This is a genomic window from Aliikangiella aequoris (assembly GCF_053709105.1).
The window spans coordinates 3,506,050-3,528,572 of the sequence record NZ_CM132298.1; the positions used below are offsets into that span (position 1 = coordinate 3,506,050).

General features: G+C 40.3%; 24 protein-coding genes. 7 read left to right on the plus strand and 17 right to left on the minus strand.

Annotation, left to right across the window (positions count from 1 at the left end):
- Positions 1-121 precede the first annotated feature (121 nt).
- Positions 122-331 carry a cold-shock protein gene (locus ACUR5C_RS15155; RefSeq protein ID WP_454466021.1) on the minus strand — a complete coding sequence of 70 codons (210 nt, stop codon included), beginning with the start codon at positions 329-331 and terminating at the stop codon, positions 122-124.
- Positions 332-616: 285 nt separating this feature from the next.
- Between ACUR5C_RS15155 and ACUR5C_RS15160 the strand changes: the two genes are divergently transcribed.
- Both ACUR5C_RS15160 and ACUR5C_RS15165 read left to right on the plus strand, forming a co-directional pair.
- Complete coding sequence (locus tag ACUR5C_RS15160) at positions 617-970, plus strand: GFA family protein (protein ID WP_454466022.1); 354 nt, start codon at positions 617-619, stop codon at positions 968-970.
- Positions 971-1,065: 95 nt separating this feature from the next.
- Positions 1,066-1,914: a 2OG-Fe(II) oxygenase gene (locus ACUR5C_RS15165; protein WP_454466023.1), complete on the plus strand. Its 849-nt coding sequence runs from the start codon at positions 1,066-1,068 to the stop codon at positions 1,912-1,914.
- Here ACUR5C_RS15165 and ACUR5C_RS15170 read toward each other — a convergent pair.
- The 10 genes from ACUR5C_RS15170 to ACUR5C_RS15215 all read right to left on the minus strand — a co-directional run bounded on the left by ACUR5C_RS15170 (position 1,904) and on the right by ACUR5C_RS15215 (position 12,089).
- Positions 1,904-4,612, minus strand: a complete 2,709-nt coding sequence (locus ACUR5C_RS15170) for a DEAD/DEAH box helicase (protein WP_454466024.1) — start codon at positions 4,610-4,612, stop codon at positions 1,904-1,906. The two genes, ACUR5C_RS15165 and ACUR5C_RS15170, sit on opposite strands and share 11 nt — an antisense overlap.
- A 9-nt stretch (positions 4,613-4,621) precedes the next feature.
- Positions 4,622-5,047, minus strand: a complete 426-nt coding sequence (locus ACUR5C_RS15175; RefSeq protein WP_454466025.1) for a hypothetical protein — start codon at positions 5,045-5,047, stop codon at positions 4,622-4,624.
- Positions 5,040-6,164: an ion channel gene (locus ACUR5C_RS15180; RefSeq protein ID WP_454466026.1), complete on the minus strand. Its 1,125-nt coding sequence runs from the start codon at positions 6,162-6,164 to the stop codon at positions 5,040-5,042. The genes ACUR5C_RS15175 and ACUR5C_RS15180 overlap by 8 nt, the downstream gene beginning before the upstream one ends.
- A 13-nt stretch (positions 6,165-6,177) precedes the next feature.
- A complete protein-coding gene (locus ACUR5C_RS15185; RefSeq protein WP_454466027.1) occupies positions 6,178-6,492 on the minus strand; it encodes a hypothetical protein in 315 nt (104 codons plus the stop codon).
- Between the two features lie 33 nt (positions 6,493-6,525).
- A complete protein-coding gene (locus ACUR5C_RS15190; RefSeq protein WP_454466028.1) occupies positions 6,526-7,164 on the minus strand; it encodes a hypothetical protein in 639 nt (212 codons plus the stop codon).
- A gap of 54 nt (positions 7,165-7,218) precedes the next feature.
- Positions 7,219-7,899 (minus strand): PspA/IM30 family protein, encoded by a 681-nt coding sequence (locus ACUR5C_RS15195; RefSeq protein ID WP_454466029.1) that lies wholly within the window; start codon positions 7,897-7,899, stop codon positions 7,219-7,221.
- 55 nt (positions 7,900-7,954) lie between these two features.
- The gene (locus ACUR5C_RS15200) at positions 7,955-8,371 is read right to left on the minus strand and encodes a DUF2170 family protein (RefSeq protein WP_454466030.1); all 417 of its coding nucleotides are present in this window, start codon (positions 8,369-8,371) and stop codon (positions 7,955-7,957) included.
- A 91-nt stretch (positions 8,372-8,462) separates the two neighbouring features.
- Complete coding sequence (locus ACUR5C_RS15205) at positions 8,463-10,193, minus strand: polyamine aminopropyltransferase (protein WP_454466031.1); 1,731 nt, start codon at positions 10,191-10,193, stop codon at positions 8,463-8,465.
- Positions 10,194-10,227: 34 nt separating this feature from the next.
- Positions 10,228-11,121 (minus strand): DUF350 domain-containing protein, encoded by an 894-nt coding sequence (locus ACUR5C_RS15210; RefSeq protein ID WP_454466032.1) that lies wholly within the window; start codon positions 11,119-11,121, stop codon positions 10,228-10,230.
- Positions 11,122-11,138: 17 nt separating this feature from the next.
- Complete coding sequence (locus ACUR5C_RS15215) at positions 11,139-12,089, minus strand: hypothetical protein (RefSeq protein ID WP_454466033.1); 951 nt, start codon at positions 12,087-12,089, stop codon at positions 11,139-11,141.
- 303 nt (positions 12,090-12,392) lie between these two features.
- Between ACUR5C_RS15215 and ACUR5C_RS15220 the strand changes: the two genes are divergently transcribed.
- On the plus strand, positions 12,393-15,056 hold the full coding sequence (locus ACUR5C_RS15220; protein WP_454466034.1) for a bifunctional diguanylate cyclase/phosphodiesterase: 2,664 nt from the start codon (positions 12,393-12,395) through the stop codon (positions 15,054-15,056).
- Here the strand turns inward: ACUR5C_RS15220 and ACUR5C_RS15225 are convergent.
- The 4 genes from ACUR5C_RS15225 to ACUR5C_RS15240 form a co-directional block, all read right to left on the minus strand.
- Positions 15,053-15,466, minus strand: coding sequence for a hemerythrin domain-containing protein (locus ACUR5C_RS15225; protein ID WP_454466035.1), 414 nt, complete (start codon positions 15,464-15,466; stop codon positions 15,053-15,055). The two genes, ACUR5C_RS15220 and ACUR5C_RS15225, sit on opposite strands and share 4 nt — an antisense overlap.
- Before the next feature lie 153 nt (positions 15,467-15,619).
- Positions 15,620-16,189, minus strand: a complete 570-nt coding sequence (locus ACUR5C_RS15230; protein ID WP_454467879.1) for an anthranilate synthase component II — start codon at positions 16,187-16,189, stop codon at positions 15,620-15,622.
- A 103-nt stretch (positions 16,190-16,292) separates the two neighbouring features.
- Positions 16,293-16,970: a ribulose-phosphate 3-epimerase gene (gene rpe, locus ACUR5C_RS15235; RefSeq protein ID WP_454466036.1), complete on the minus strand. Its 678-nt coding sequence runs from the start codon at positions 16,968-16,970 to the stop codon at positions 16,293-16,295.
- Positions 16,971-17,098: 128 nt separating this feature from the next.
- On the minus strand, positions 17,099-17,239 hold the full coding sequence (locus ACUR5C_RS15240) for a hypothetical protein (RefSeq protein WP_454466037.1): 141 nt from the start codon (positions 17,237-17,239) through the stop codon (positions 17,099-17,101).
- A 209-nt stretch (positions 17,240-17,448) separates the two neighbouring features.
- On the opposite strand from ACUR5C_RS15240, the gene ACUR5C_RS15245 reads away from it, so the two are divergent.
- Positions 17,449-18,813 carry a Na+/H+ antiporter NhaC family protein gene (locus tag ACUR5C_RS15245; protein ID WP_454466038.1) on the plus strand — a complete coding sequence of 455 codons (1,365 nt, stop codon included), beginning with the start codon at positions 17,449-17,451 and terminating at the stop codon, positions 18,811-18,813.
- Positions 18,814-18,822: 9 nt separating this feature from the next.
- On the opposite strand, the gene bluB is transcribed toward ACUR5C_RS15245, so the two are convergent.
- Entirely contained in the window at positions 18,823-19,467 is a 645-nt protein-coding gene (gene bluB, locus ACUR5C_RS15250) for a 5,6-dimethylbenzimidazole synthase (RefSeq protein ID WP_454466039.1), read from the minus strand.
- A 148-nt stretch (positions 19,468-19,615) separates the two neighbouring features.
- Between bluB and purE the strand changes: the two genes are divergently transcribed.
- From purE to hemF, 3 genes are all read left to right on the plus strand, one after another.
- Positions 19,616-20,122 carry a 5-(carboxyamino)imidazole ribonucleotide mutase gene (gene purE / locus ACUR5C_RS15255; protein WP_454466040.1) on the plus strand — a complete coding sequence of 169 codons (507 nt, stop codon included), beginning with the start codon at positions 19,616-19,618 and terminating at the stop codon, positions 20,120-20,122.
- A gap of 19 nt (positions 20,123-20,141) precedes the next feature.
- The gene (locus ACUR5C_RS15260; RefSeq protein WP_454466041.1) at positions 20,142-20,726 is read left to right on the plus strand and encodes an L-threonylcarbamoyladenylate synthase; all 585 of its coding nucleotides are present in this window, start codon (positions 20,142-20,144) and stop codon (positions 20,724-20,726) included.
- Between the two features lie 99 nt (positions 20,727-20,825).
- Positions 20,826-21,731: an oxygen-dependent coproporphyrinogen oxidase gene (hemF, locus tag ACUR5C_RS15265; protein WP_454466042.1), complete on the plus strand. Its 906-nt coding sequence runs from the start codon at positions 20,826-20,828 to the stop codon at positions 21,729-21,731.
- A gap of 355 nt (positions 21,732-22,086) precedes the next feature.
- On the opposite strand, the gene ACUR5C_RS15270 is transcribed toward hemF, so the two are convergent.
- Positions 22,087-22,491, minus strand: coding sequence for a MarR family winged helix-turn-helix transcriptional regulator (locus tag ACUR5C_RS15270; RefSeq protein ID WP_454466043.1), 405 nt, complete (start codon positions 22,489-22,491; stop codon positions 22,087-22,089).
- Positions 22,492-22,523: the final 32 nt, after the last annotated feature.

Consider the following 22,523-nt stretch of genomic DNA (forward strand, 5'->3'; position numbering starts at 1 on the left):
AAAATAATAAAATAAAGTATAGTAAAAACTAAAAAGGGCAAGACCTAAGCCTTACCCTTTCTATTGAAAGCAGGTAAATACCTGCATTCTAAATTTTAAGGTAGCCAATGCTACCGTAGCATTATAGTGCTACAATGTTCTCAGCTTGAGGGCCTTTTTGACCATCAGTTACTGTGAACTCAACACGTTGGCCTTCAGCCAAAGTTTTGAAACCGTTACCAGTGATTGCGCTGAAATGTGCAAAAACGTCAGGACCAGATTCTTGCTCGATGAATCCAAAACCTTTAGCTTCGTTAAACCATTTTACTGTACCAGTAGTTGTATTAGACATAGTCTTAATTCCTATTAAAAAAATTTGTAGTTTGGCTCTTTCGAACCGGGATTTTGCTAGAAGTTGTGCTACTACTTATTTAGAACATTACAAGAATTAGAACAGGACATCGAAATGGTGTGCATAATTAACGAAATGGTGTTGCATAAATATCAGACTTACTTTCAAGCTGGGGCCAGTATATAGTTTATTTGTACTGAGTCAATACTTATTTAAATAAAAAGCCTTCAATCAACTTAATCTGCTTATTTTTAAGCTAACTTACTCTATTTAAAAGGAATAAATATGCGCTATCAAGGTGGTTGTCACTGTAACAGTATTCAATTTGAGGTTGATTCGGAGGTCATCACTCGAGGCTTTAGCTGCAATTGTTCTATTTGTAGACGCAAAAACGCCATAATGAGCGAGCACTACTACTCTGATGCTGACTTTAAAATCATCAAAGGAAAAGAGCTGTTAAGTTGCTACTTATGGGGAGATCGCCTAGTTAATCACTTTTTTTGTTCGCGCTGTGGGATTTATCCCTTTCACAACGGTGTAGAAACCCCGAATAGCTTTCGAATCAATTTAGGCTGCATAGATGAACTAGATTTAAACAAGCTAGAAATTATCACATTTGATGGAAAAAACATTATCTGAGTCGAGTCAGCTTACTAAAGTGTGAATATCTGCATTTCTTTTGTTGTATTTTTTGATACTTTTACAGAATAAAATCGATAACCCCGAGACTATCAATGAAATTCTCTGATTTAAGCGAAGAGCTCCAACAATGGGTAACTCTAGTGGTTAATGATGGCCACCCTAAAGAGGTCATATTAAAGCAACTGCAAGCCTACGGACATCCTAAAGAATACGAACTCGCTGTCGATGACTACTTAGCCCAATTAGAAGCCGCAGGGCAAACAATTCGCCCATCTTCGAGTAGCGTTTTGGCCGCTGCGCCAAGTACTCAAAGAGCCGCCGATCGAGACGTGCACATTTTGATGGCTATTAATAATCCGCGAATTGTGTTATTTGCCAACTTGCTCAGTGATGCAGAGTGCGACGAACTCATTGCTCAATCTAAATCTCGCCTCACCCCATCAACTGTTGTTAATCCAGTGACAGGAAGCTATGACAAAGATGAAGTAAGAACCAGTTATGGCGCTGCCTTTTATCGCGGTGAAAATAAACTCATACAAACTATTGAAGCTCGTATTGCTGCACTTATCGGGTGCCCGGTGAGTCGAGGCGAACCCATTCAAACGCTAAACTATGCTATAGGTGCCGAATACGAGCCGCATTTCGATTATTTCGATCCTGAAAAACCAGGTAATCAAAAAACACTGTCAATGGGTGGGCAAAGGTTTGCAACATTAATTATGTATTTGAATGATGTTGAAGCCGGAGGCTCTACGGTTTTTCCAAAGCTAGGACTCGATATTATGCCAAGAAAAGGCAACGCGATTTTCTTTTCTTATTCTAATGACTCGGGACTACTTGATCCTAACACCTTTCATGGTGGTAGCCCAGTGACTCAAGGCGAAAAATGGATTGCCACTAAATGGATTCGTCTTAACGACTACACCGGCCCTATGATTTAGTAACTTTATTTTTTATCAGGTGAAGTAACGCTTCCTTTGGTGATTGTTTCCAATCGATATAAGCCAAAGGAATCACTTCTATTTTTGCTCGTGCCAAAATCTTATAAGTATTAATATCAAACGACTGATACCAAGCGCCAGGGTAACCGATTAAGTCAATGGCGAAGTAGTCTTCATTCACTTTAATAAAGACATCAATATATTGGCCTGCGATAAAATGTCCGCGCCAATACTTAATCTTTTGCTCAGCTAAGAAGCCCACCACTTCTTCTTGAAATTTATCGACTGAGTCATCTTTCACTATGCGCCGCTTAAAAGTCGTTATCGACTCTAAATAAAGTCTAAGTAAATTATTAGCTTTTAAATCATTTGAGGTGACCGATGTGTAAACTAACGTGCTAGTTTTTGCACGGGTGACACAAACATTAAACATATCTGCTTGATTTAGATAGCTAGCGGCACGCGAATCTTTAGCATCTATTGCGAAAGAAATTAGCATAATATCCCGCTCTTCACCTTGAAACCCATAGGGTGTTGCACACCGAATTGCATGGCTAGTTAAATGAGCAGGTTCTAATTGCTTTTCTAGTAGCTGATTTAAATAGTCTACCTGAGAACGAAAAGGAGAAATCACACCAATACTGGGTTTAGTGTTAAGTTCTTGGCAATCTAATATTAATTTTTTTAGTTCGTCGATCAAGGCTTGGGCTTCTTGCTGATTAACACCGGCTTCATTGCGAGCACCATTGGCTGCAAATATCGTTAAATCACCGTTACACAAATCAGGTCGATGTTGCATGACCTTAAGTCGACTATGATAAAAATGCTGATTACTAAAATCGATTAGCTTGGGCACACTGCGAAAGTGCTCGTCTAGAAAGGCTGTCGAACTCGAATCATTAACCGCTTGATAAGCAAGGTCAAGTATACTTTTATCTCGATAACTGACGACTCCAGGGTCATCAATAGACAGTCCTTGTTCAGCTAAAACCTCTGTTTGAAACTGCCTAGATACAAAAGAATAATGACGCAGCTGCTTACTATCGCCAACAACCATGCAACGTTTTGCTCGCTGTATTGCTGGCAAGCTTATTGCGACATTACTTTGTGTCGCTTCGTCAAAAATCACCAGATCAAACAGTGATTTTTTTAGTGGCAAAACTTTATGTAAGGTGTCTAAACTGACCAGCCAAATATTGAACGCATGATTCAACTTTGTATAATCAATATTCTCAAAAATACTTGTCTGCTTTAACGAGGTTCTCGCCCTAATCGCTTGATTAAACTGTTTTAACTCAAGCCTATCATTCTCTATTAGCTGCTGTTTTCGCTGAGCATTTCCTGCGAGCAGAAATGATTGAGCCAGCGCCTCTTTCGCTTTGATTGCTTGCTTTATTTCACATAAAGTATCGTACAGTCGAGTTGGCTTTTGTTGCCGCCATGCTAACAAGTTAAGACGAATACGTTGATAAAGATTTATCTGTTTGCTTTCCCTAAGCTGGCTTAAATGACTATGCAATAGTGCTCTTTTAGAGTAGCGGATAAATTTCTTGTCTAGGTACTGCAGTTTTTTATTGAGTGATTTTAGATTTTTCTCAATTGATTTTAAGCTTGAGAAATCTGCAATGGAAATATATCCTTTTAACAGGTCATTAATATAGCGTTTAAAGTCTTTTAAAAACTGCTTGCTTCCTGCTCTAATTGCTAGGTCATTGAGTTGAAATACTTGATTGAGCTTTTCTTCTATTACATCGAGTGCATGCTCATTATTTGCTACGATTAAAACGCTCTCGCCTCTCGACATATGCTCACATGCAACTGCCGCAATCGTATAGCTTTTACCAGTACCCGGTGGACCGTATAAAATGGACAGTTCTTTTTGTTTTGCAGCGCGCAATGCTTTTTTCTGAGACTCACTCAATAGCACTGGCAATGAGAAATCTATTTCTTGCTGATTAGCGTTTTTCGTTTTTTTATTCTGTGATTTCTTAGTTTGCGCACCGCTACCAAGTATGCTTTTTAGCGGCGCAGATAATTCAGCATTGGCTTGAATTTGACTGAGCTCATGCAATACGCCGCGACTGCCTTTAGGCTTATCCACAATAAGTAATTGCGAGAAAGCAGAAACGGCCAAGCTATTTTGCTTGCTTAAAGCACGTATTGACTTGCGGCTATTTAAACGCGGGTAGTCAAAAATTGAACTTAGTTCGACTCGAGGTAAGTTAGTTTGCAACCAGCCGACCCAATCTTGAGGATTGAAATAGCGCGCATTATCACTTGGGAATTGCTCATTATTTGGCGCAATCCACTTTAATAACAGATCATTTATACAATATTGCTGCGGTTCAATTTGCAAATAAAATTTAGATCCGCTTTGTTCTATATGCGCGTCATAATAAACAAAAGGAGAGGCAATCTCTATGCGGCGTCCATTAACTTCTGCAACGCCGGTTAAATACAAGCTAGTGTAAATTAATTTTTTTTCTCGCTGATACAACTCAGCTTTTTGTATCAGTTGGCTAGCATCATCAGCATTAATGGGAACTCGACTAATGAAACCAGAAATAAGCTCTTCTTCTAGCGGACACCAAAAACCGTTTTTATTAGACTTTACTAGATTCCATAAGTTTATACTGCCAGAATCTTTTCGGTAGCAAGCGGCGTAATACTGTATTCTTTTATTATTATAATCGCTCACACCAGCGTCTTAATCTGAGTCGAAGTTACGCAGTGAACTAAAGAAAAGCCCTGCACCACCGCCTATCAATACTAATAGCATCATAATATCAAACGCCGACATAGGTACTAATGTCATTCGAATATTAATAATTATTCCGGCAATTAACGCCACTACACTGCCGCCGCTTAGCAGCCAACCTAATGGATTTTTACTATTCCAAAATACCATCACCACGCCGATAACAAATGGAATTAATATCATTCCACCGGTTACGTTAAAACCTCCACCCATTGAATAGAGATGAGTCCTCATACCAAAGCCACCAGAGAAAGCACCGCTAGTAACCATAACCTTAGAAAGAAATAAGTATGTGCCAACAGCCATCATTAATAAGCCACTTAAATAACGACCTACTCCCCCTTTAGTACCACCGGCTCCAGTTGGTTTATTCATTTAATGCTCCTTGGCTAATTGATTTAATTGCATTTTCTACAACTTTTTGACTAGGTACATGATCCTGATGAACTAGTAATATAATTGCAATTCCAGCAGCGCTTTTTAATGGCGCGGGATTAGTACATACGTCTCCATTGGGCTTAACAAAACCAACTGGAGTACCTAGTCCTAAATTAATTAAATGACACGCTAACAAACTCCACTTTTCAACAGAAAATTCACAGTCAAAGCGAAGTGCACTATCGCCTTCGTGCCCAAAAAGATTCTCCATAAATTTTTCTGACCCAGGCGCTTCCATCGCTCTAACAATTAATTCGGGATAAGCTCTTATCGGTCTAATTACTGCGTTTGAACCTAACTGTAAAAACCGGCTGCGATTGCTATCGTCAACAACTTCAGTGATAAGTGTTGCTTTTACTTCCAATTGGCTTAAATGAAAGAGAATATCTAAAGTAATAGAGTCAGAGTTGATGCTGCCTGTATCCGGGGCAACTAAAGTAATATATTCAGCATCCATAACATCCGCCCGGGTTAGCGCATCTCGACTTCGTCCGTCACCATGCACATGCACCACATTTGAATCTAACAAGCTAAGCGGCAACCCATCGGCAAACTCTTCAGTAATAATGCAAATAGGGTGGTTGGAGAACTTTGGCGTTTGCCTTAACTGTTTAACCAATCTCTCTAAATACAGCTGCGGTGCATATTTTGGTGTATTAATAATTACTATATGATCTTTCATGTCTTTCCAGTCCCATAAACCTTTAGCTTTACGTTCTTTTTTTTCAAATCGATATTCGATATATTCCGTAGCCAACTGAGCCATTAATGTAATACCTAAAAAATACATTAAAATAACCGTAAAACTTCGGCCAATTAAAGTTGAACTACTAACGTCACCATAGCCAGTAGTATTGATAGTCGTTAAGCTTAACCATAAAGCATCACCGAACGACATATCTTCAAAAATCATCATCGCCGCAGAGTGTGCAAGAATAATTAACATGACTAAACCAAACAGCTGCTTGATGCGCTGCCTTGACTCTACAATAATGCCTCTAGAGTAAAGCTTTCGCCGGTTTTTTCTGAGCAGTTTTCTAAGTTGTCTTAACATTTTATTTTATTCGTTATTTTTCCGCTGCCGATATCAAGGTTTTAGTTACGGCATGCTTTATCGCGATTTTGTCGTCACTGGGCAGGTTATATTTTTTAGCCAGCTCTAGATAGTCTTCTTCAGTTAATGTCACGGTTAATCTGGGTCTCACTTTTTTTCTTTTAAAAGAAAGCCCAAGTAACTTGCGAATATAGTCAGACGGTTTTAACTGATCTTCAACCGATTTAAACTGAATGTGATTATGCACCACCTCACTTACATCAAAAGCGACCTGAGTCGCTTTTGCTGCCTGTGCTTGCTTATCCCACTTTTTATTTGATTTCGTCATTAAAAGTTTCAGCCTATTAGTAATCGCTCTCGACTAGGTTTTTCCATAGAGCGCTTTAATGTCTGATACAGGTCTTGAAATACCTAGAAAAATATCAGTGGCTCCGTCTTTCCAAACTTCAATTTCAACACTATGCATTTCATCGTCTGCGGCAAGGCTAACGCTTTCAAAGGGTTCACTTTGTCCATCTTGATAATGGCTTTTAGGCTTATCTCTTAAGTCTTGAGGGTAATAATAACCACCACTCCATTCACCTTGTTGCCGATAAGCATCAGCCAACCATCTCTCATATTGTCCGCTGCCTGCAATCACTTCAATTTTTTCGTCACAAATAGTTTCTTCAAAAACTAAACCAAAAGTGTCCATGTCAAACAGCGACTCAACCTCACTTCTATCAATTTTTTTTGTAAAGTTAACGTAATCTTCACCGTATTCGCTTTCAATACTCATGTGAATAGCTTGCTGTTCAGGACCTTCTAACAAGAACTCGGCTGTGCTTGAATATTCATATTCATAAGTGTTAATCGCTTTTACCGCAAAGGTCTTGCCTCTTAGTTCAACGGGTAAACTAAAAGAGTCAACGAGCTCTAACATATCACCAACCATCAGATCTTTAGGATTGGTTAACTTTCTAACTGGTGAGGCTTTTTTACCAAATAGTTTTTTGAGCATAAATAATCCTTACAACAAAAAAGCCAAACCATTAGTTTGGCTTTTTGTTTCAGTTTACTTTTTTAACCTGGCTAAAATATCGCTCGCTTGTGATTTGGTTTGTCCAATACCCGCACTGGCAAGCTTGTCTTTTAAAGCGGCATCTGAGTTTTCTGCATTTAACTCTTCAGAAGCTTTAATTTTATCTTCAGTACGCTGTTGTCTCTCTTTAATACGATTTAGCGAGTCTCTTGCTGCGCTCGATTTAGATACATTAGAAGACAATGATTGATTAACCGAAACCCGTGCTTTTTGAACACTTTCAGTTGTTTTTACCACTGACAATTCACGCTTATGTTCTTGTATTGACTTTTCAGCTTTACGAATTTGATCTTTCAACGAAGCAACACTTGCTTTGTAATTGTCTAATATAGGCTGTAACTCGTTGACTTCATTTTCATACTCTGCAATTTTTTCTGCAACTTCTAGCGCTAAACCTTCGTCACCTTTTTCTAACGCTTGGGTTGCATATTTTTCGTGCTCTGCAATACGCTCTTTCAATGCGTTTATTTGTCGAGCGGTTTTTGACTGGTCTGCCATAACATCAGTCAAGGAGTCTTTTGCTTTAGCAATGGCGTTTTCTTGATCAACAATTTCCTGCTCTAAAATTCTAATGGCGTTAGAATCAACGATTGACTCACCAACTTCTCTTGCTCCGCCTCTAATTGCCGTGACAATTTTTTTAAGAATACTCATTTACTTTCTCCCGATGGGTCAACAAAATCTATAATAAAAATTCAATAATTCGTTATTAATTTAAAAACTGCTCTAACGCCTCAAGCGCTTCTAGCGAGTTTTCTGCTTGAGTCACTAACTCATGGGCAATGTTTTCTTGCAAAGTCGAAACGCTCATTGCACCAAAAAGTACGTATTGATTGTCAATAACTCCAAACGAGCTCAGTGGCACATTAACCGTTAGCTGCAACAGAGTTGAGTTAAGCTCGTCCACTAAGTTTGGCTTCACTTCATCAATAGTAAATAAGTTAGTTACACATAAAATTTGCTCTTCTGTTGCCGTTACGTAAACCGGCAATTCATCAAACCCTTCTACAATTATCTGCAGTACGGTAATTTCACCGTCACCGTTCTCTTGCATTGGTAATACATCTAAAGCAAAGCCATCTTGCACAAAACCATTCAGTTTAATTGCGAGTTCCTTTAATGACATGATGCTAATTTCCTCTTGGTTATGACATTTTATGTCGTGATTGAGTTTAAGATACTTGTGATGACATAAAATGTCAACACCCTTTTTCGATTTATTTTTTGGCGGCTGAATAAACGCCTACATCTCGCTGCCAGGCTTGGGTGTGATATTGATAAACCACACCACTCCCCAGATAGTTCGTATTGATTTCCTCTAGTTGAGCATAAAAGTCTGCCGGAAAAGCGAACGCGCCATTTAATAGATCAATTGTTAAATAGCGACTTGGATAAGGCAACCGTTCAAATTCTCTTATTCTATGACTTGGCGCTTTGCCAGCCAGCGTTGCAATAGTCCATCCCCACTCCCCAAACGAAGGTACATTTTGACGATATTGCTCTACCTGCGAGAAACCAGCAGTCTTTACGGTTTTTCCAATACTTTGAAAAGCATTCTTGGCATGATAAGGAGAAGTCGATTGAACGACTAATGCACCATCAGCACTGAGCAACTGTTTTATCCGCGCATAAAAGTAATCTGAATATAACTTATTTAAATCAGGATGGCTTGGGTCAGGTAAGTCTATAATGACGGTATCAAATTTTAGTTGTGACTCGAGCAGCTTTTCAACTTCGATAAAAGCATCACCAAAAATCACCTCCACTCTCGGATCTTCAAAACTGGCATTATTGAGCGCCATTAATCGCTTTCGCAGCACTTCAGTCGACACGGAGCTATCTAATGCATAGCGATTTGAAAACAAACTCACCAGTCCGGGATCTAAATCAATAAGGTGAACTTGCTGCGGATTCCAACGCAACACATCTCTTAGTGCTAAGCCATCTCCGCCACCGATGATGAGTACTTTATTCTGGCGAGCTGATGCCATTAAAGCAGGATAGGTTAGCATGGCATGATAAATTGCCTCATCTTGACTACTAAATTGAAGCCGCCCGTTTAAGTACATATCCAACACGGAAGTAGTCTGACCAAACGATCGTTGAGTAAAAGTAATATTTTGGTATTGAGTATTGTCTTGATAAATGACTTGATCGCGATATAACACATTCGCAAACTCACTCATCCATCGCGCACCACTGTCTGCCACAATCCCCAGAACAACAAGTAAGAATAGATGTACCGCCACGAGAATTTTTCGATTAGCGATTTTAGACCAGTAAATAAACAGGAAAAGCGAACCGGCAATCACGTTAAGTAATGCCGTTAATACTGCCGCGGTGGTTATCTCTAAAGAGAGCATTAATGAAACCCACACAAAAGCTCCTAAGCCGGCTCCAATATAGTCCGCACCATAAATGGTTCCCACGTTATTTTCTAAATGTTGACCATAAACCGCTTCTCTCACTCTCGCGATAAGCGGGATTTCCATTCCAATGAATAACCCCAACAAAAACCCCATGATAAACGGTAAAAAGCGGCTGTAATATTGCAATTGTTCAATAATTCCACCTTTAAGAACCACATCTGGCGGAAGATTAAAACTGTCGGCTAATAACTCCGGTAACAGCCCGGTTAAAGCAATAATCGAAGCAATAAAGAGGGTTGCTGTTACCCCAAGTAACGCAACTAAGCACTCTAACCAAGCAAATGCAGAAAAGGGATCTTTAAGCCATTTAGCACACCATGCACCAAGCCCCATGGCAACAATCATAATGCCAATCATGGTGTAAATGGTGGTTTCCATTATGCCAAGCACGCGGCCAGCATAATGAGAAAGTAAATATTCATAAATAAGACCGCAGGCCGCTAAAACCATCATAATGCCCATAAGGGCAATGTCATGACGAATAAGTAGCCAGCGTCTATTAGGTGGGTTCACATTCATTGTGAAATTCTATTCCCTAAAAATATCGTGTTGCTTAAATTAATGCCGATAAAACCAAACTTAAAGCAATAAAAATTGCGCCTTCAACTGCTGCAACTCCCATGTTTTGCTCGCGGTCAACTTCCTGTGCAACATCGACTCCGCTAAGGACTAGCTTTCTAATAATAACGGCAATTACCGCATAAATAGGAATACTAACTAATGCTACCCCTGCCCAAGTCACCGCTGATAACCAATACTCGGCAGGGCTAAACGCCACCAAATGAGAAGCGGTAGTCACGACTAAAGCCGCACCAATACTAAAAGCAGCATAACGAAGCGCTAAAGCTGAGTTACCACCCACTACTGCAGTCTGTAAGCAGTTACTTCCGTCATTGTTACTTACTTTAAAGAGCTTTACGCGATAAAGTGAAGCGACAACCATTACTAATTGTGACAAAACGAAAGCTACTAACAACAATGACACAATCGATAGGTCAGAACTCGGTACCCACACCATGACTGAGCGCACAATGATTCCAACAGCTAACATGTGACCTACATCAACCAGTGCACAAGCAATATTGCCTTTGGCTAATTCGCCATGAATATCAATTTGGCGCAGCACTAACTTATCTTGAATAATTCGCCCTAGTAAAATAAGCACCATGCCCAGCACACCAAACCCCAACATAGCGCTAAGTTCAGCCATTAAGGAGTCTGCTTCATCACCGCTAGACACCCCAGTCAACATTACTGCTAATGCCAAAATTGCACCACCAAAGCTAATTCCAAAGGCCGCATTATTATTTTCTACCAGTTCTTTTTGTGAATGAACATTAGCAAGGACGCCTTTTAAAAACTTTAAACTAACGATTAGCCCCACCACGATAGCGAGATCTAATAATATAACTTGGGTATTCCATATATCGAGTTGATCAAATTGCATTTCTATTTCCCCTAAAATTATTTTCCACGGCTCGGGCCACGATTTGTTCTTGCACTTCCTCTTCGTCCAGAGCTACTTGACGACTTTCGAAAAGACGAAGCGCTTCTTAGGCTTCCAGAAGAGGGTCTAGATTTACTCGCCCGGCTCATTTGACTGGCACCACTTCTTTGCTTGGCATAAGGGCTACTAAATCGTTTTCCTTGCGAGCGATAGTTCTTTGCAGTACGGGTTTCTATGTTTTTTTGCCTGGCTAAGGTCGATGGCTTAGTGTAACGATGACGTCCATAATCATGATAATAAGAATAAGGTCTGTTTCTGGCCCAGCTACCGTATCCGTATGGGCCTCCGTTGGTTAAATTTGAAAACAAGGCATACATGCCATACCATTCCCAAAAACTCATCCCACTGCTATTGGTTTTCCACTGTCCGTACTGGGGATTTCCAACAAGCTGAGAGCCAGGTCCTTTCGATTGAGAAGCGTTTAACTGCTGCTCTGCTGAGCTGCTTAGTGACTGCACCCGTGGTAGCCGGCCTTGAGACAAATCGGCTAAAACATTGACGGTATCTGAAAGCGCATCATTAAAAATTTCTGGCTGCGCAGCTTCTTGCAAAGCATAAGCTTCTGCCAAACTTTGCTCTAAGTGCTCCACCGTTTTGCCAGGAAACTGCTTAACTTCTTGCAGTCTCGCCTTAAGACTGGCTAGCATGGGCCCATCCGGTAGACGATTAGCGGCCAAGTTATCGATTAATGTTGCGTTCTCCGGCTGCTGCTTTTTCAATTGACTGGCATAATTATCAAGCATCACTGCATTTCTTATTAAGCCTTTATCTAGATAGCTTTGCAGTGAGTCTATTCGTCTTTCTGCCACTTCAAGCTCTTGCAGAATTTGTTCTGTTAACCTCTCGGCTTTACTAGTACATGCTGCTACCAGAACGAGTATTGTCAGCACAATTCCATGTCTAAGCATTAAATCTCCTGTTTCTAACTATTTTGAGCCAGATGGCTGCGTAATGTTGAGCAATCTAGCCTATTTAAAATTTAAACGCAATTGTATAAATCACATAGTGATGGGTGATTTAGAAGCCAGTCATGGCGCTGAAAACGACTAATCTGTAATAATATTTCCAGATTACTTTAAAAAACTGCTTAAATAAGATGCTTTTCAATAAAAACCTTGTGAAATCAAACTTTTATTTTGGTGAATCGTCATTTTTTGACTAAGCTTTTAAGATAACAATTAACTTAATCACCAGTGCTCAAAAAACTTAAAATGCCAAAAAGTTCACCACCAAACAACACTGCCGCAAAACTGGGTCTAGCCGCTAAAAAGCGCCCACAAACTGCTGCCCAAAGTGCTCAAGCTGTACAGCAAGCAATGTTAGACATTGCTAGCCTAGGTGGCCACGTCAAAAATCTGCACGCTTTTTATCAAGACATACATCAAATTATTAGTCGCCTGATGTATGCCGAAAACATTTATATTGCCCTAGTCTCTAACGACCAAGAATACGTTAGCTTTGAATACTATTGTGACGAAGCAGACGAAAATGAAGATCCTACTCAGTGGGAGCCAGAACCCTTGTCACAATTTAAAAGGCGTTTGACCGGCTATATTTTAAAAACTGGACAGTCACTGCTTGCAGATTCCGCTAAGTTAGAAGAGCTTGTTAAACAAGGCGAGCTTGAAATACATGGGCAGCATGCGTCGTTTTGGCTTGGTGTTCCACTCATACACGATAACCAGTCGATTGGCGTTCTTGCGGTCCAAAGTTATGACGATAGTATTGGCTATAGTGACGATGATAAGCGTGTACTCACTTTTGTTGCGCAACAAATCGCCTCGGCAATTAAACAAAAAATTTATGAGAAACAGTTAACCGAAATTAATGAAAAACTAGAACAAAAAGTTGCCGATAGAACAGCGCGACTGCAAAAAATAAACCTCGAAATGGAAGTTGAGATCCAAGAAAGAAAGCGCGCAGAAAAATTACACGCAGCACTCTTTAAGATTTCTGAATTAACCAATACAGCGAAAGATTTGGATGAGTTTTATATTTCGCTGCATAAAATCATTGATGGCATCATGCCATCCAAAAACTTTTATATTGCGGTTGTTAACGAAGAAAAGACACAGGTAAATTTCCCTTACTTTAGTGACGAATATGAGTCGGATCAGTCAGCACGCCCCATCGACTTAACCATACCAATTGAAAAACTTTCACCAACAGAGCAAGTGATTAAAAGTGGTAAGCCGATACTGATTAATAAAAACAACCGCGATAAATGGGTTAAAAGTGGTACTTTTAAAGGTATGGTTCCCCAAACTTGGTTGGGCGTTCCATTAACCGAAAAAGACACTGTCTTTGGGGTGCTAACAATTCAAAGCTACAGTGAAGATAAATCTTACAACCAGCTTGACGAAGAAGTCATGACCTTTGTTTCACAACAGGTTTCTACTGCGCTGACTCGACGCAAAAGCTCCGAAAACCTAAGAAAAACCCATGAACAACTCAAGCAAATAAACGACGAACTAGAACAGCGCGTAACAGAAAGAACCAATGAGTTATCGATTACTAATTCCTCATTAAAATCGATGCTTAATGAAAGACAAAAAATGCAAGAAAAGCTTTCTCATGAAGCTTTTCACGACAACCTAACAGGTCTTCCTAATCGCAGTTTATTTTCTGAAAGACTTCACCAAGTACTTAAGGATTCGCAGCGTAATATCAACCGAGATTTTAGCGTTTTCTTTTTAGACCTCGATCGCTTTAAAGTGATAAACGATTCTCTTGGACACTTAATGGGTGATCAACTTTTAATAAAAGTATCATCACGCTTATTAGAGTGTGTTAGGCCTGGCGATACTGTCGCGCGTTTAGGCGGTGACGAATTTTGCATCCTGTTAAACAATATTAGCAAAGAGCGTGACGCAGCCATTATTGCCAACCGGATTTTAGCTGCTATTTCCAGACCCTTTATGCTCAAAGAACAGAAAGTTTTTACCTCAACGAGTATCGGCATAACTTTAAACACAAAAAACTATACTAATGCAGAAGAAGTTTTGCGGGATGCTGACGCGGCCATGTATCACGCCAAAGCGCAAGGTAAAGATCGCTACGCATTGTTTGATATTGAATTGCACGACAACGCAATGAAACGACTGCGCATAGAAAGTGAATTACGCTTTGCAATAGAGCAAAGTGCTATTCAAGTTTATTATCAACCCATCATTGACTTACGTAACAATAAAATAGTTGCCTTTGAGGCTCTCGCCAGATGGTTACATCCCGAGCTAGGCTTCATTTCACCAGACGAGTTTATTCCCATCGCGGAAGAAACCGGACTCATCCATAGTTTGGGTAAGCTCATTTTAAAAACTGCCTTGGCTGATTTAGCGTCGTGGAAAAAGCAAACTAGTGTGGCATCTAATGTGACTATGAGTGTTAACTTTTCATCTAAACAAATTGAAAATCATGATTTATTTAACGAGATAAAGTCTGCACTTTCTCAGTGCAAAGTAAAAGCAACCGATTTAAAAGTAGAAATTACCGAAAGTCTATTAATCGAAAATGCACATTTAGCACAAAAATTACTTAAGAACTTTGCTGATACAAATATTCCGGTTTTACTTGACGACTTTGGAACGGGCTACTCGTCGCTTAGCTATTTACATAAATTTGAACTCGACACTATCAAGATAGACCGCTCGTTTATCTACGCGATTGAAAAAAATGACAAGCATTTAGCTATTGTAAAAACCATCGCGTTTATGGCGTCGCACTTAAACTTAAATGTGATTGCTGAAGGAGTAGAGACCTTAACTCACGCTAATATTTTACGCGAGTTAGATATTCGCTTTGCGCAAGGCTACCACTTTGGAAAACCCTCTCCCGCAGCAGAAGCCTATAAACTCATGTGTGAAGTCAATAACTAAGCATTGCTCTTGTTATCAATTTGATTATATTTTTCGTATAAAACATTTTCTTCTTTATGAATTCGTTGCGTTAATGTAGCAATTAACAAGCCAAAGTCTTTTGCAAACTCTAAGCCACTTCCGCCACCAGCATACTTATCAAAAAAAGCTAGTGCTGCGCTAGACACTTTATCCATGTCTTTACCAAACAAATCTAAGGTACGTTTTAGCTCCGGATTAGCGGCAGCTTCAATTTTCATTTTCGGGTATAATTTTTCATCTTCTTTTCGCAAATGCGCGAGCAACCCCGCCTTTGCTAAAGCTAATTTTTTCTGCCCTTCTTCACTGGTTACGCCCAAGGCCTTAATTTGGTTTAAATTATGGACTATTGCTTTATGTTCTTGTTTTAACTCTTCGACCAATCGACTCATGCATACAACTCCTTAGATGTTGGATTTTTTATTACACTTAATAAAAATAGCAGATGGCCATCGTTAACTTCACTTATTTACTTAAATATTGCATATTGAGATTGGCTGTTCTCTACTGAATTAACCATTGAAATTTGGGCATGATAGTCGGTATTAGTTTTCTATGAAATTGCTTAACAGCTTTAACCCGCTTTCAGACAAGATTGACTCTGGGTGAAATTGAATGCCTTGAAGATTGAGTTCTTTATGGCTCACCCCCATTATGTGCTGAAACTCACCCAGTGCATTTTCTGTCCAAGCGGTAACTTCCAAACAATTGGGCAAACTCATTTTATCGAGCACTAGAGAATGGTAGCGAGTTGCGCTAAAAGGTGACTCAATTCCTTTAAAAACTCCCTTCCCCGTATGCAAAACCGGCGAAGTCTTTCCATGCATGACTTGCTTGGCTCTTATAACTTTACCGCCAAATGCTTGCCCAATCGCTTGGTGCCCTAAGCAAACGCCTAAAATAGGTGTGTGCTGCTGAAAATATTTGATAGTGTCAATTGAAATGCCGGCCCGATCAGGATCACAAGGCCCTGGAGAAATGACAATATGTGTCGGCTCTAAACTTTCTATTACCTCAAGCGTTACTTCATCATTGCGTCTAACTACAACTTCCGCTTCAAGCATTTCAAAATAATGCACTAAATTAAAAGTAAATGAGTCGTAGTTATCCAGCATGAAAACTTTTGGCTTAGTAGACACTTAATGCTTCTCTGCTTTAACCGTGGGTTAGTTATGTAATTTGAGACTGATATTGAGCGCGTTATCTATGCAAGCCAAATTATTGATTGGTGTGCTGCTTAATTTGTTGACGCATGGCACTAATGGTTTGGGCGTAATCATTCGCATTGAAAATCGCCGATCCGGCAACAAAGGCGTCTGCACCCGCAGCAGCAATTTCGCCAATATTATCTGTTTTTACCCCACCGTCTACTTCAAGCCGAATATCATATCCGCTTTGCTCAATTAATTGTCTTACTTGAGTTAACTTGGTTAGCGTATTAGGGATAAAGGATTGACCACCGAAGCCTGGGTTAACCGACATTAACAAAATAACGTCTAGTTTATCCATAACATGTTCTAAACACTGTATTGGCGTAGCAGGATTGAGTACCAGGCCTGCTTGGCAGCCCATATCTTTAATTAGCTGTAAACTTCGGTCTACATGTTCACTTGCTTCGGGGTGAAAAGTAATAATACTCGCTCCAGCCTCAGCAAAGTCTGGAATAATTCTATCTACCGGCTTAACCATTAAATGAACATCAATAGGCGCGGTAATGCCATAGTCTCGCAATGCTTTGCACACCATAGGGCCTATCGTTAAGTTAGGCACATAATGATTATCCATGACGTCAAAATGTACCCAATCAGCACCGGCTTGAATAACAGCCTCTACCTCTTCACCTAAACGAGCAAAATCAGCGGATAAAATCGATGGCGCAATTATTGGAGACTTCATTAACAACTCTCAAAATTAAGATTATTTAGATAAACCCTAATTCTATAAGATACCCGCAAAATAAGATACCCGCAAAATAAGATACCCGCAAAATATGATACCCGCTAGAGTGGCTAGATTATTTAAAACTAATTAACCTTATCATTGATTGATCCTTCACTTGTGCCTTTTTGCCAAGCCTGAGCTTTACGTTTAATTAGTCGATATAAATGTCGCCAAAACTCAGCAAACGTAGCACCTACAATAATTCCAATGATTAATTCAAACATACAATTTCTCCTAAATATTAATCGTCTGCGTTGCTAAATGGCAAACCGCATAGATTAATTAGCAATTACTAGGCCAACCTACTAACTAACTGAAAAGTCTAAACTTTAATAATCCCTCTATAGATTTGAGGCGGTTAAAAATGGTTTAATGACTAACTATTAGTCTAATTAACAAAACTCGACGAAAACCTTCAATTGGGGAAATAATTTTGGATTGGTTTACTTTGCTCCCACCCACCGTTGCCATAGTAATCGCTGTGTGGAAAAAAGATGTCATCTTGTCACTGTTGTCAGCCTTGTTCACTGCTGAGGTCATTGGTTCGCAGTTTCATTTGGGTAAAGGTTTTCTTGGACTATTTGACCAGATCGTGAAGGTATTCTCTAGCGCTGGTAATACTCGAATTCTGCTGTTTAGTTTATTAATTGGCGCGCTGCTTAGCTTGATTAAACATTCCGGTGGAGTGAGTGCTTTTGTGCAATGGTTAACCCATAAGGGGCTAGCCAACTCTAAACGAAAAGTTGCAGCTATGCCGAGCATATTAGGTGTGCTAATTTTTATAGAAACCAACTTGAGTATTCTGACTGCGGGTTTTGTATCAAGAGACTTATTCGATCGCTTAAAAATGAGCCGCGCACGACTTGCTTATATTATTGACTCCACCTGTGCACCAATCTGTGTGATTATTTTATTTAATGCCTGGGGCGCCTATTTACTCAGCTTATTAGAGGGCTATTCGCTAACTAACCCCGTGCAAAGCTTAGTTTACTCAATTCCCTATAATATTTATTCGTGGGTGACTCTTGCATTGGTATTTTATACGGTTTGGAGCGGAAAGGTGTTTGGTCCAATGCGTACCTCTGAAACTCAATTAACAACTCAATCAGCGCAAACAGAGCCAACTTATCCCCCAACCCAAGTAAAATACATGCTCGCTCCACTGCTCACAATGATTGTCAGTATCATCTTTTTTATGTGGTATACCGGTAATGGCTCAATCTTGCAGGGCTCAGGCTCACAATCAGTACTTTGGGCGGTAGGGCTCGCCTGCTTAGTCGCATTTGCGATGTTAAGATTTTCTAAACAAGGCATTCAATCAAAACAACTGCTCGACTGGAGCTTTAAAGGTATGTCAGAGCTATTACCACTGGTCACAACGGTTATGCTCGCTTTGGCGCTTGGTGCCAGCATGAAAGATTTAGGAACCGGCGAGTTCGTGAGCCAAATAGTCAGTGAAAACTTACCTTTGTGGAGTGTTCCTGCATTAATATTTATAGCTGCAGCAATTATTTCGTTTACCACAGGTACTTCTTGGGGAACATTTGGCATTTTAATACCTATAGGTATTCCTATTGCGCTTTCTAGCGGGCTACCGCCAGAAATTATTATTGCGGCGGTTGTCGGCGGTGGCGTGTTTGGTGATCACTGCTCGCCAATTTCAGACACGACAATCGTTTCTTCTCTTGCGGCTGGGTGCGATCACTTAGAGCATGTTAAAACCCAACTTCCTTATGCATTATTGGCTGGTGCCGTCAGCATTGGAGCTTTTGTGGTAATTGGTATGGGCGCAAGTTAAACAGCGCCTTCAATAATGATTATAGCGAATGCAGCTAGCGATAGGTTTACGTTTTTCCCAGTTAAGCTGCTCTAATTCTGGCTGTTGTAAAAAACTGTCAACATAACCAAAACATAAATACGCAATAAACTCGGCATCTGCTGGCGCATTAAGTAGCGCTTTGATATCCGCTGGCTGTAAAATGCTTACCCATCCCATCCCAATATTAAGTGCTCTTGCCATTAACCACATATTTTGAATAGCACACACGACACTATAGCGACCGGCTTCTTGCATTGAAGATTGTCCCAATACAGGTAACTTTGAAGGGCGGTAAAAAACAGCTATGTTAAGCGGTGCTTCTTGAATACCTTCAAGCTTTAAACGCGCGTACTCTTGTTGCTTTGCTGGACTAAATTGCTGAATCGCTTGTGCGTTAACAGCTTGATGGCTGGCTACCACCTGTTGCTTAATTTCAGAGTCATCGATAATTACAAACTCCCATGGCTGCGAAAAGCCTACCGAAGGAGCGCTTTCTGCTGCGGCCAATATTTTATCGAGCTCTGATTGAGCAATGGGTTTGTCAGTAAAACGATTGCCACGAACGTCTCTGCGAGCTCGCATAATTTGCATTAATAGCATTTGCGCTTCGTCTGTAAACTGCTTATTTGACATTTTTAACTCTTAAATGAAGTTTTATCGGCTATTTGGGCTTAGTTTAACTAAGAAATTGTCGAAATACTTCCCTTTTTAATTTGGGTTTTGCTAAAATACGCAGCCTCAATTTTTGGTCGAATTTTAAACAAAACATAAAGGTTTACTTATGAGCAATGTATTTGTAGCGATATTAATGGGTTCTGATTCAGATTGGCCGGTCATGGAAAACACTTTAAAGGTTTTACAAGATCTAGGCATTAAAGCAGAAGTTAAAGTAACTTCTGCGCACCGCACACCTGCGGCAACTCACGAATACGTGAAAGACGCTGAAAGTCGCGGCTGCCAAGTATTTATTTGTGCAGCAGGTTTAGCGGCTCACTTAGCTGGTGCTGTGGCCGGATTAACCACTCGACCAGTAATCGGCGTACCTATGGACGGTGGCCCATTAAATGGCCAAGATGCACTGCTTTCAACTGTAATGATGCCTGCAGGTGTACCAGTGGCAACAGTTGCAATAGGTAAAGCCGGAGCAAAAAATGCGGGTTACTTAGCGGCGCAAATGCTAGGTGTTGCTGATCCAGCTGTAGCTCAACGCGTAGCAGATGATCGTAAAGCCAATGCTGAAGCTGTTATTGCTAAAGATGCGGCTTTAAACGCAAAATTAAAAGGCTAAAATTGAGTTAATCACTGCCATGGGCCAATGTTCTAGTCATTTATCAGCGGGACTTAGCCAATGGCAGTTTAATCGCGTCGCTCAAGTATTAAGCCAGGGCGGCGTGATTGCCTACCCAACTGAGTCTGTCTACGGGCTTGGCTGTAACCCTTATAATGAGTCGGCATTATCGCGCATTTTACAATTAAAACAGCGACCGGCCCATAAAGGACTCATTATTTTAGTGAGCCAACTAGAGCAAGCAGAACCCCTGATACAACCATTAACTCAAGCCCAACGTGACATGATCTTACAACCTAATGATCGTGCAACGACTTGGCTTATACCTAAACAAGATAGTGTTTCTCCACTGCTAAGCGGAGCCTCCAACAAACTTGCGGTTCGTTTAACCAGTCATCCTTTTGCTAAAATGATTTGCGAACTCACTCAACAACCATTAGTGTCGACCAGCTGCAATAAAGCTGGAAAATCTGAGCTAACTCAATATAGTGCGGTACGCAATCATTGGCAAAATTTGGTCGACAAAGTAGTTAGAGGCGAGTGCGGGGGGCAGCGACCATCGCGAATTATTGACCTAATCAATCATCGAGTTTTACGTGATTAAAGGTTAAAATCATTCTAATGGCTTTTCCAATTGAATAACCCTAGCAGCGCGTAACAAGCTACATAATAAATCCACAAGTCACCATTAAGAGACCGATAAATGACCGACATTGTCGCAGTAAAAGATTATTTTATTAACCTTCAAGAAAGTATCTGTCAGTGTTTGAGTCAAATTGACGGCAAGTCAGACTTTCTGGTCGACGAGTGGCAACGTACAGAAGGTGGCGGCGGAAAAACCAGAGTCATTACCAATGGCAATGTGTTTGAGAAAGGGGGCGTCAACTTTTCCCATGTTATGGGCGACAAATTACCGGCTTCTGCCACCGCAGCAAGACCTGAATTAGTGGGTAGAAGCTTTCAAGCCATGGGCGTCTCACTGGTGATGCACCCCAATAATCCATACGTTCCAACATCGCATATGAATGTAAGATTTTTTGTTGCCGAAAAGCCGGGTACAAGCCCAGTGTGGTGGTTTGGTGGAGGCTATGACTTAACCCCTTATTATGGCTTTGAAGAAGATTGTGTACATTGGCACAAAACCGCTAAGCAAGCCTGTGAGCCATTAGGAGAAGCGGCTTACTCAAAGTATAAAGCTTGGTGTGATGACTACTTTTTTATTAAGCATCGCAATGAGCACCGTGGTATTGGTGGGCTGTTTTTTGACGATTTAAATCAACCTAATTTTGAAGAGTCTTTTAAGTTTATGCGCAGTGTTGGTGACAGCTTTTTACCGGCTTATACGCCAATTGTGAAAAAGCGCCAAGACACGCCATATGGCGAAAAACAAAAAGCATTTCAAAAAATTCGTCGTGGACGTTACGTTGAGTTTAACCTGGTTTATGACCGTGGTACCTTGTTTGGACTTCAAACTGGTGGCAGAACTGAGTCAATTCTTATGTCGTTACCAGCAAACGTAGGCTGGGAATATAATTGGCAGGCTGAAGCTGGTAGTGATGAAGCAAAGTTAACCGATTATTATTTAAAGCCGCGGAATTGGTGCGCGTAGTAAAAAGTAACTAGTCAGTTTTAAATATGACTCGCAGAGAGTTATTTGGGTTAGACGGGCTTACGCCAAACTCTTCAGATAAGAGTCTTTTTCTCCGAACCTGAAGCCACGACTTGTTTAAAACCGGTAGTAGATACATTTTCATTCCCGAACAACGGCGAACAACGGGACATCCATTTTCATTCCTGCTCAATACTACGGAAAAAGTTTAGGGCGAACAACGGGACATCCAGTTTCATTCCTGCTCAATACTACGGAAAAAGTTTAGGGTGTCCCTTCTTTTTCTAGGGTGTCCCTTCTTTTTCTTTTTCTCATCAAAGTACCAATAAGCCAGAGCTATTATATGTAATAACAGTCATGGCAAATTGTCTACAGACAACAAATGAGTTAATTTGGTTAAGCTATCGACGACTTGTTGCGGGTTATCCAAACCAGCTAAATTGGCTTCCCAAAATTCAGCACTTTGTTTCTCTAACTTCTCAAGCGTTTGAATACCCTTTTGAGTCGGCACTATCCAGCGTTGTCTTGCATCGTCTTTAGACTGTGCCCGTATCACTAAGCTTTGCGCTTGAAGCTCATCAACTAGCTTTGACATTGTAGGCATTTTAACTCCTTGAATATCACACAGTTGACGTAACGTAATTGGATTTTTTTGTTTTACTAATCGCAATAACTCTAACCGTGCAATAGAAACAGGAGACTCTTGTGCAAGCCTGTTGAGGTGTCGATTAAGCTTAAATAATAAAGGAACAATCTGCATAATTTTAAAGTAGTTAGCCAGACTAAGCTTTA

Excerpts from the sequence above, each read along its gene's own strand:
- ACUR5C_RS15155 (WP_454466021.1), bottom strand. The coding sequence starts at position 331 with ATGTCTAATACAACTACTGGTACAGTAAAATGGTTTAACGAAGCTAAA.
- ACUR5C_RS15160 (WP_454466022.1), top strand. The coding sequence starts at position 617 with ATGCGCTATCAAGGTGGTTGTCACTGTAACAGTATTCAATTTGAGGTT.
- ACUR5C_RS15165 (WP_454466023.1), top strand. The coding sequence starts at position 1,066 with ATGAAATTCTCTGATTTAAGCGAAGAGCTCCAACAATGGGTAACTCTA.
- ACUR5C_RS15175 (WP_454466025.1), bottom strand. The coding sequence starts at position 5,047 with ATGAATAAACCAACTGGAGCCGGTGGTACTAAAGGGGGAGTAGGTCGT.
- ACUR5C_RS15180 (WP_454466026.1), bottom strand. The coding sequence starts at position 6,164 with ATGTTAAGACAACTTAGAAAACTGCTCAGAAAAAACCGGCGAAAGCTT.
- ACUR5C_RS15185 (WP_454466027.1), bottom strand. The coding sequence starts at position 6,492 with ATGACGAAATCAAATAAAAAGTGGGATAAGCAAGCACAGGCAGCAAAA.
- ACUR5C_RS15190 (WP_454466028.1), bottom strand. The coding sequence starts at position 7,164 with ATGCTCAAAAAACTATTTGGTAAAAAAGCCTCACCAGTTAGAAAGTTA.
- ACUR5C_RS15195 (WP_454466029.1), bottom strand. The coding sequence starts at position 7,899 with ATGAGTATTCTTAAAAAAATTGTCACGGCAATTAGAGGCGGAGCAAGA.
- ACUR5C_RS15200 (WP_454466030.1), bottom strand. The coding sequence starts at position 8,371 with ATGTCATTAAAGGAACTCGCAATTAAACTGAATGGTTTTGTGCAAGAT.
- ACUR5C_RS15205 (WP_454466031.1), bottom strand. The coding sequence starts at position 10,193 with ATGAATGTGAACCCACCTAATAGACGCTGGCTACTTATTCGTCATGAC.
- ACUR5C_RS15210 (WP_454466032.1), bottom strand. The coding sequence starts at position 11,121 with ATGCAATTTGATCAACTCGATATATGGAATACCCAAGTTATATTATTA.
- ACUR5C_RS15215 (WP_454466033.1), bottom strand. The coding sequence starts at position 12,089 with ATGCTTAGACATGGAATTGTGCTGACAATACTCGTTCTGGTAGCAGCA.
- ACUR5C_RS15220 (WP_454466034.1), top strand. The coding sequence starts at position 12,393 with ATGCCAAAAAGTTCACCACCAAACAACACTGCCGCAAAACTGGGTCTA.
- ACUR5C_RS15225 (WP_454466035.1), bottom strand. The coding sequence starts at position 15,466 with ATGAGTCGATTGGTCGAAGAGTTAAAACAAGAACATAAAGCAATAGTC.
- ACUR5C_RS15230 (WP_454467879.1), bottom strand. The coding sequence starts at position 16,189 with ATGCTGGATAACTACGACTCATTTACTTTTAATTTAGTGCATTATTTT.
- rpe (WP_454466036.1), bottom strand. The coding sequence starts at position 16,970 with ATGAAGTCTCCAATAATTGCGCCATCGATTTTATCCGCTGATTTTGCT.
- ACUR5C_RS15240 (WP_454466037.1), bottom strand. The coding sequence starts at position 17,239 with ATGTTTGAATTAATCATTGGAATTATTGTAGGTGCTACGTTTGCTGAG.
- bluB (WP_454466039.1), bottom strand. The coding sequence starts at position 19,467 with ATGTCAAATAAGCAGTTTACAGACGAAGCGCAAATGCTATTAATGCAA.
- purE (WP_454466040.1), top strand. The coding sequence starts at position 19,616 with ATGAGCAATGTATTTGTAGCGATATTAATGGGTTCTGATTCAGATTGG.
- ACUR5C_RS15260 (WP_454466041.1), top strand. The coding sequence starts at position 20,142 with ATGGGCCAATGTTCTAGTCATTTATCAGCGGGACTTAGCCAATGGCAG.
- hemF (WP_454466042.1), top strand. The coding sequence starts at position 20,826 with ATGACCGACATTGTCGCAGTAAAAGATTATTTTATTAACCTTCAAGAA.
- ACUR5C_RS15270 (WP_454466043.1), bottom strand. The coding sequence starts at position 22,491 with ATGCAGATTGTTCCTTTATTATTTAAGCTTAATCGACACCTCAACAGG.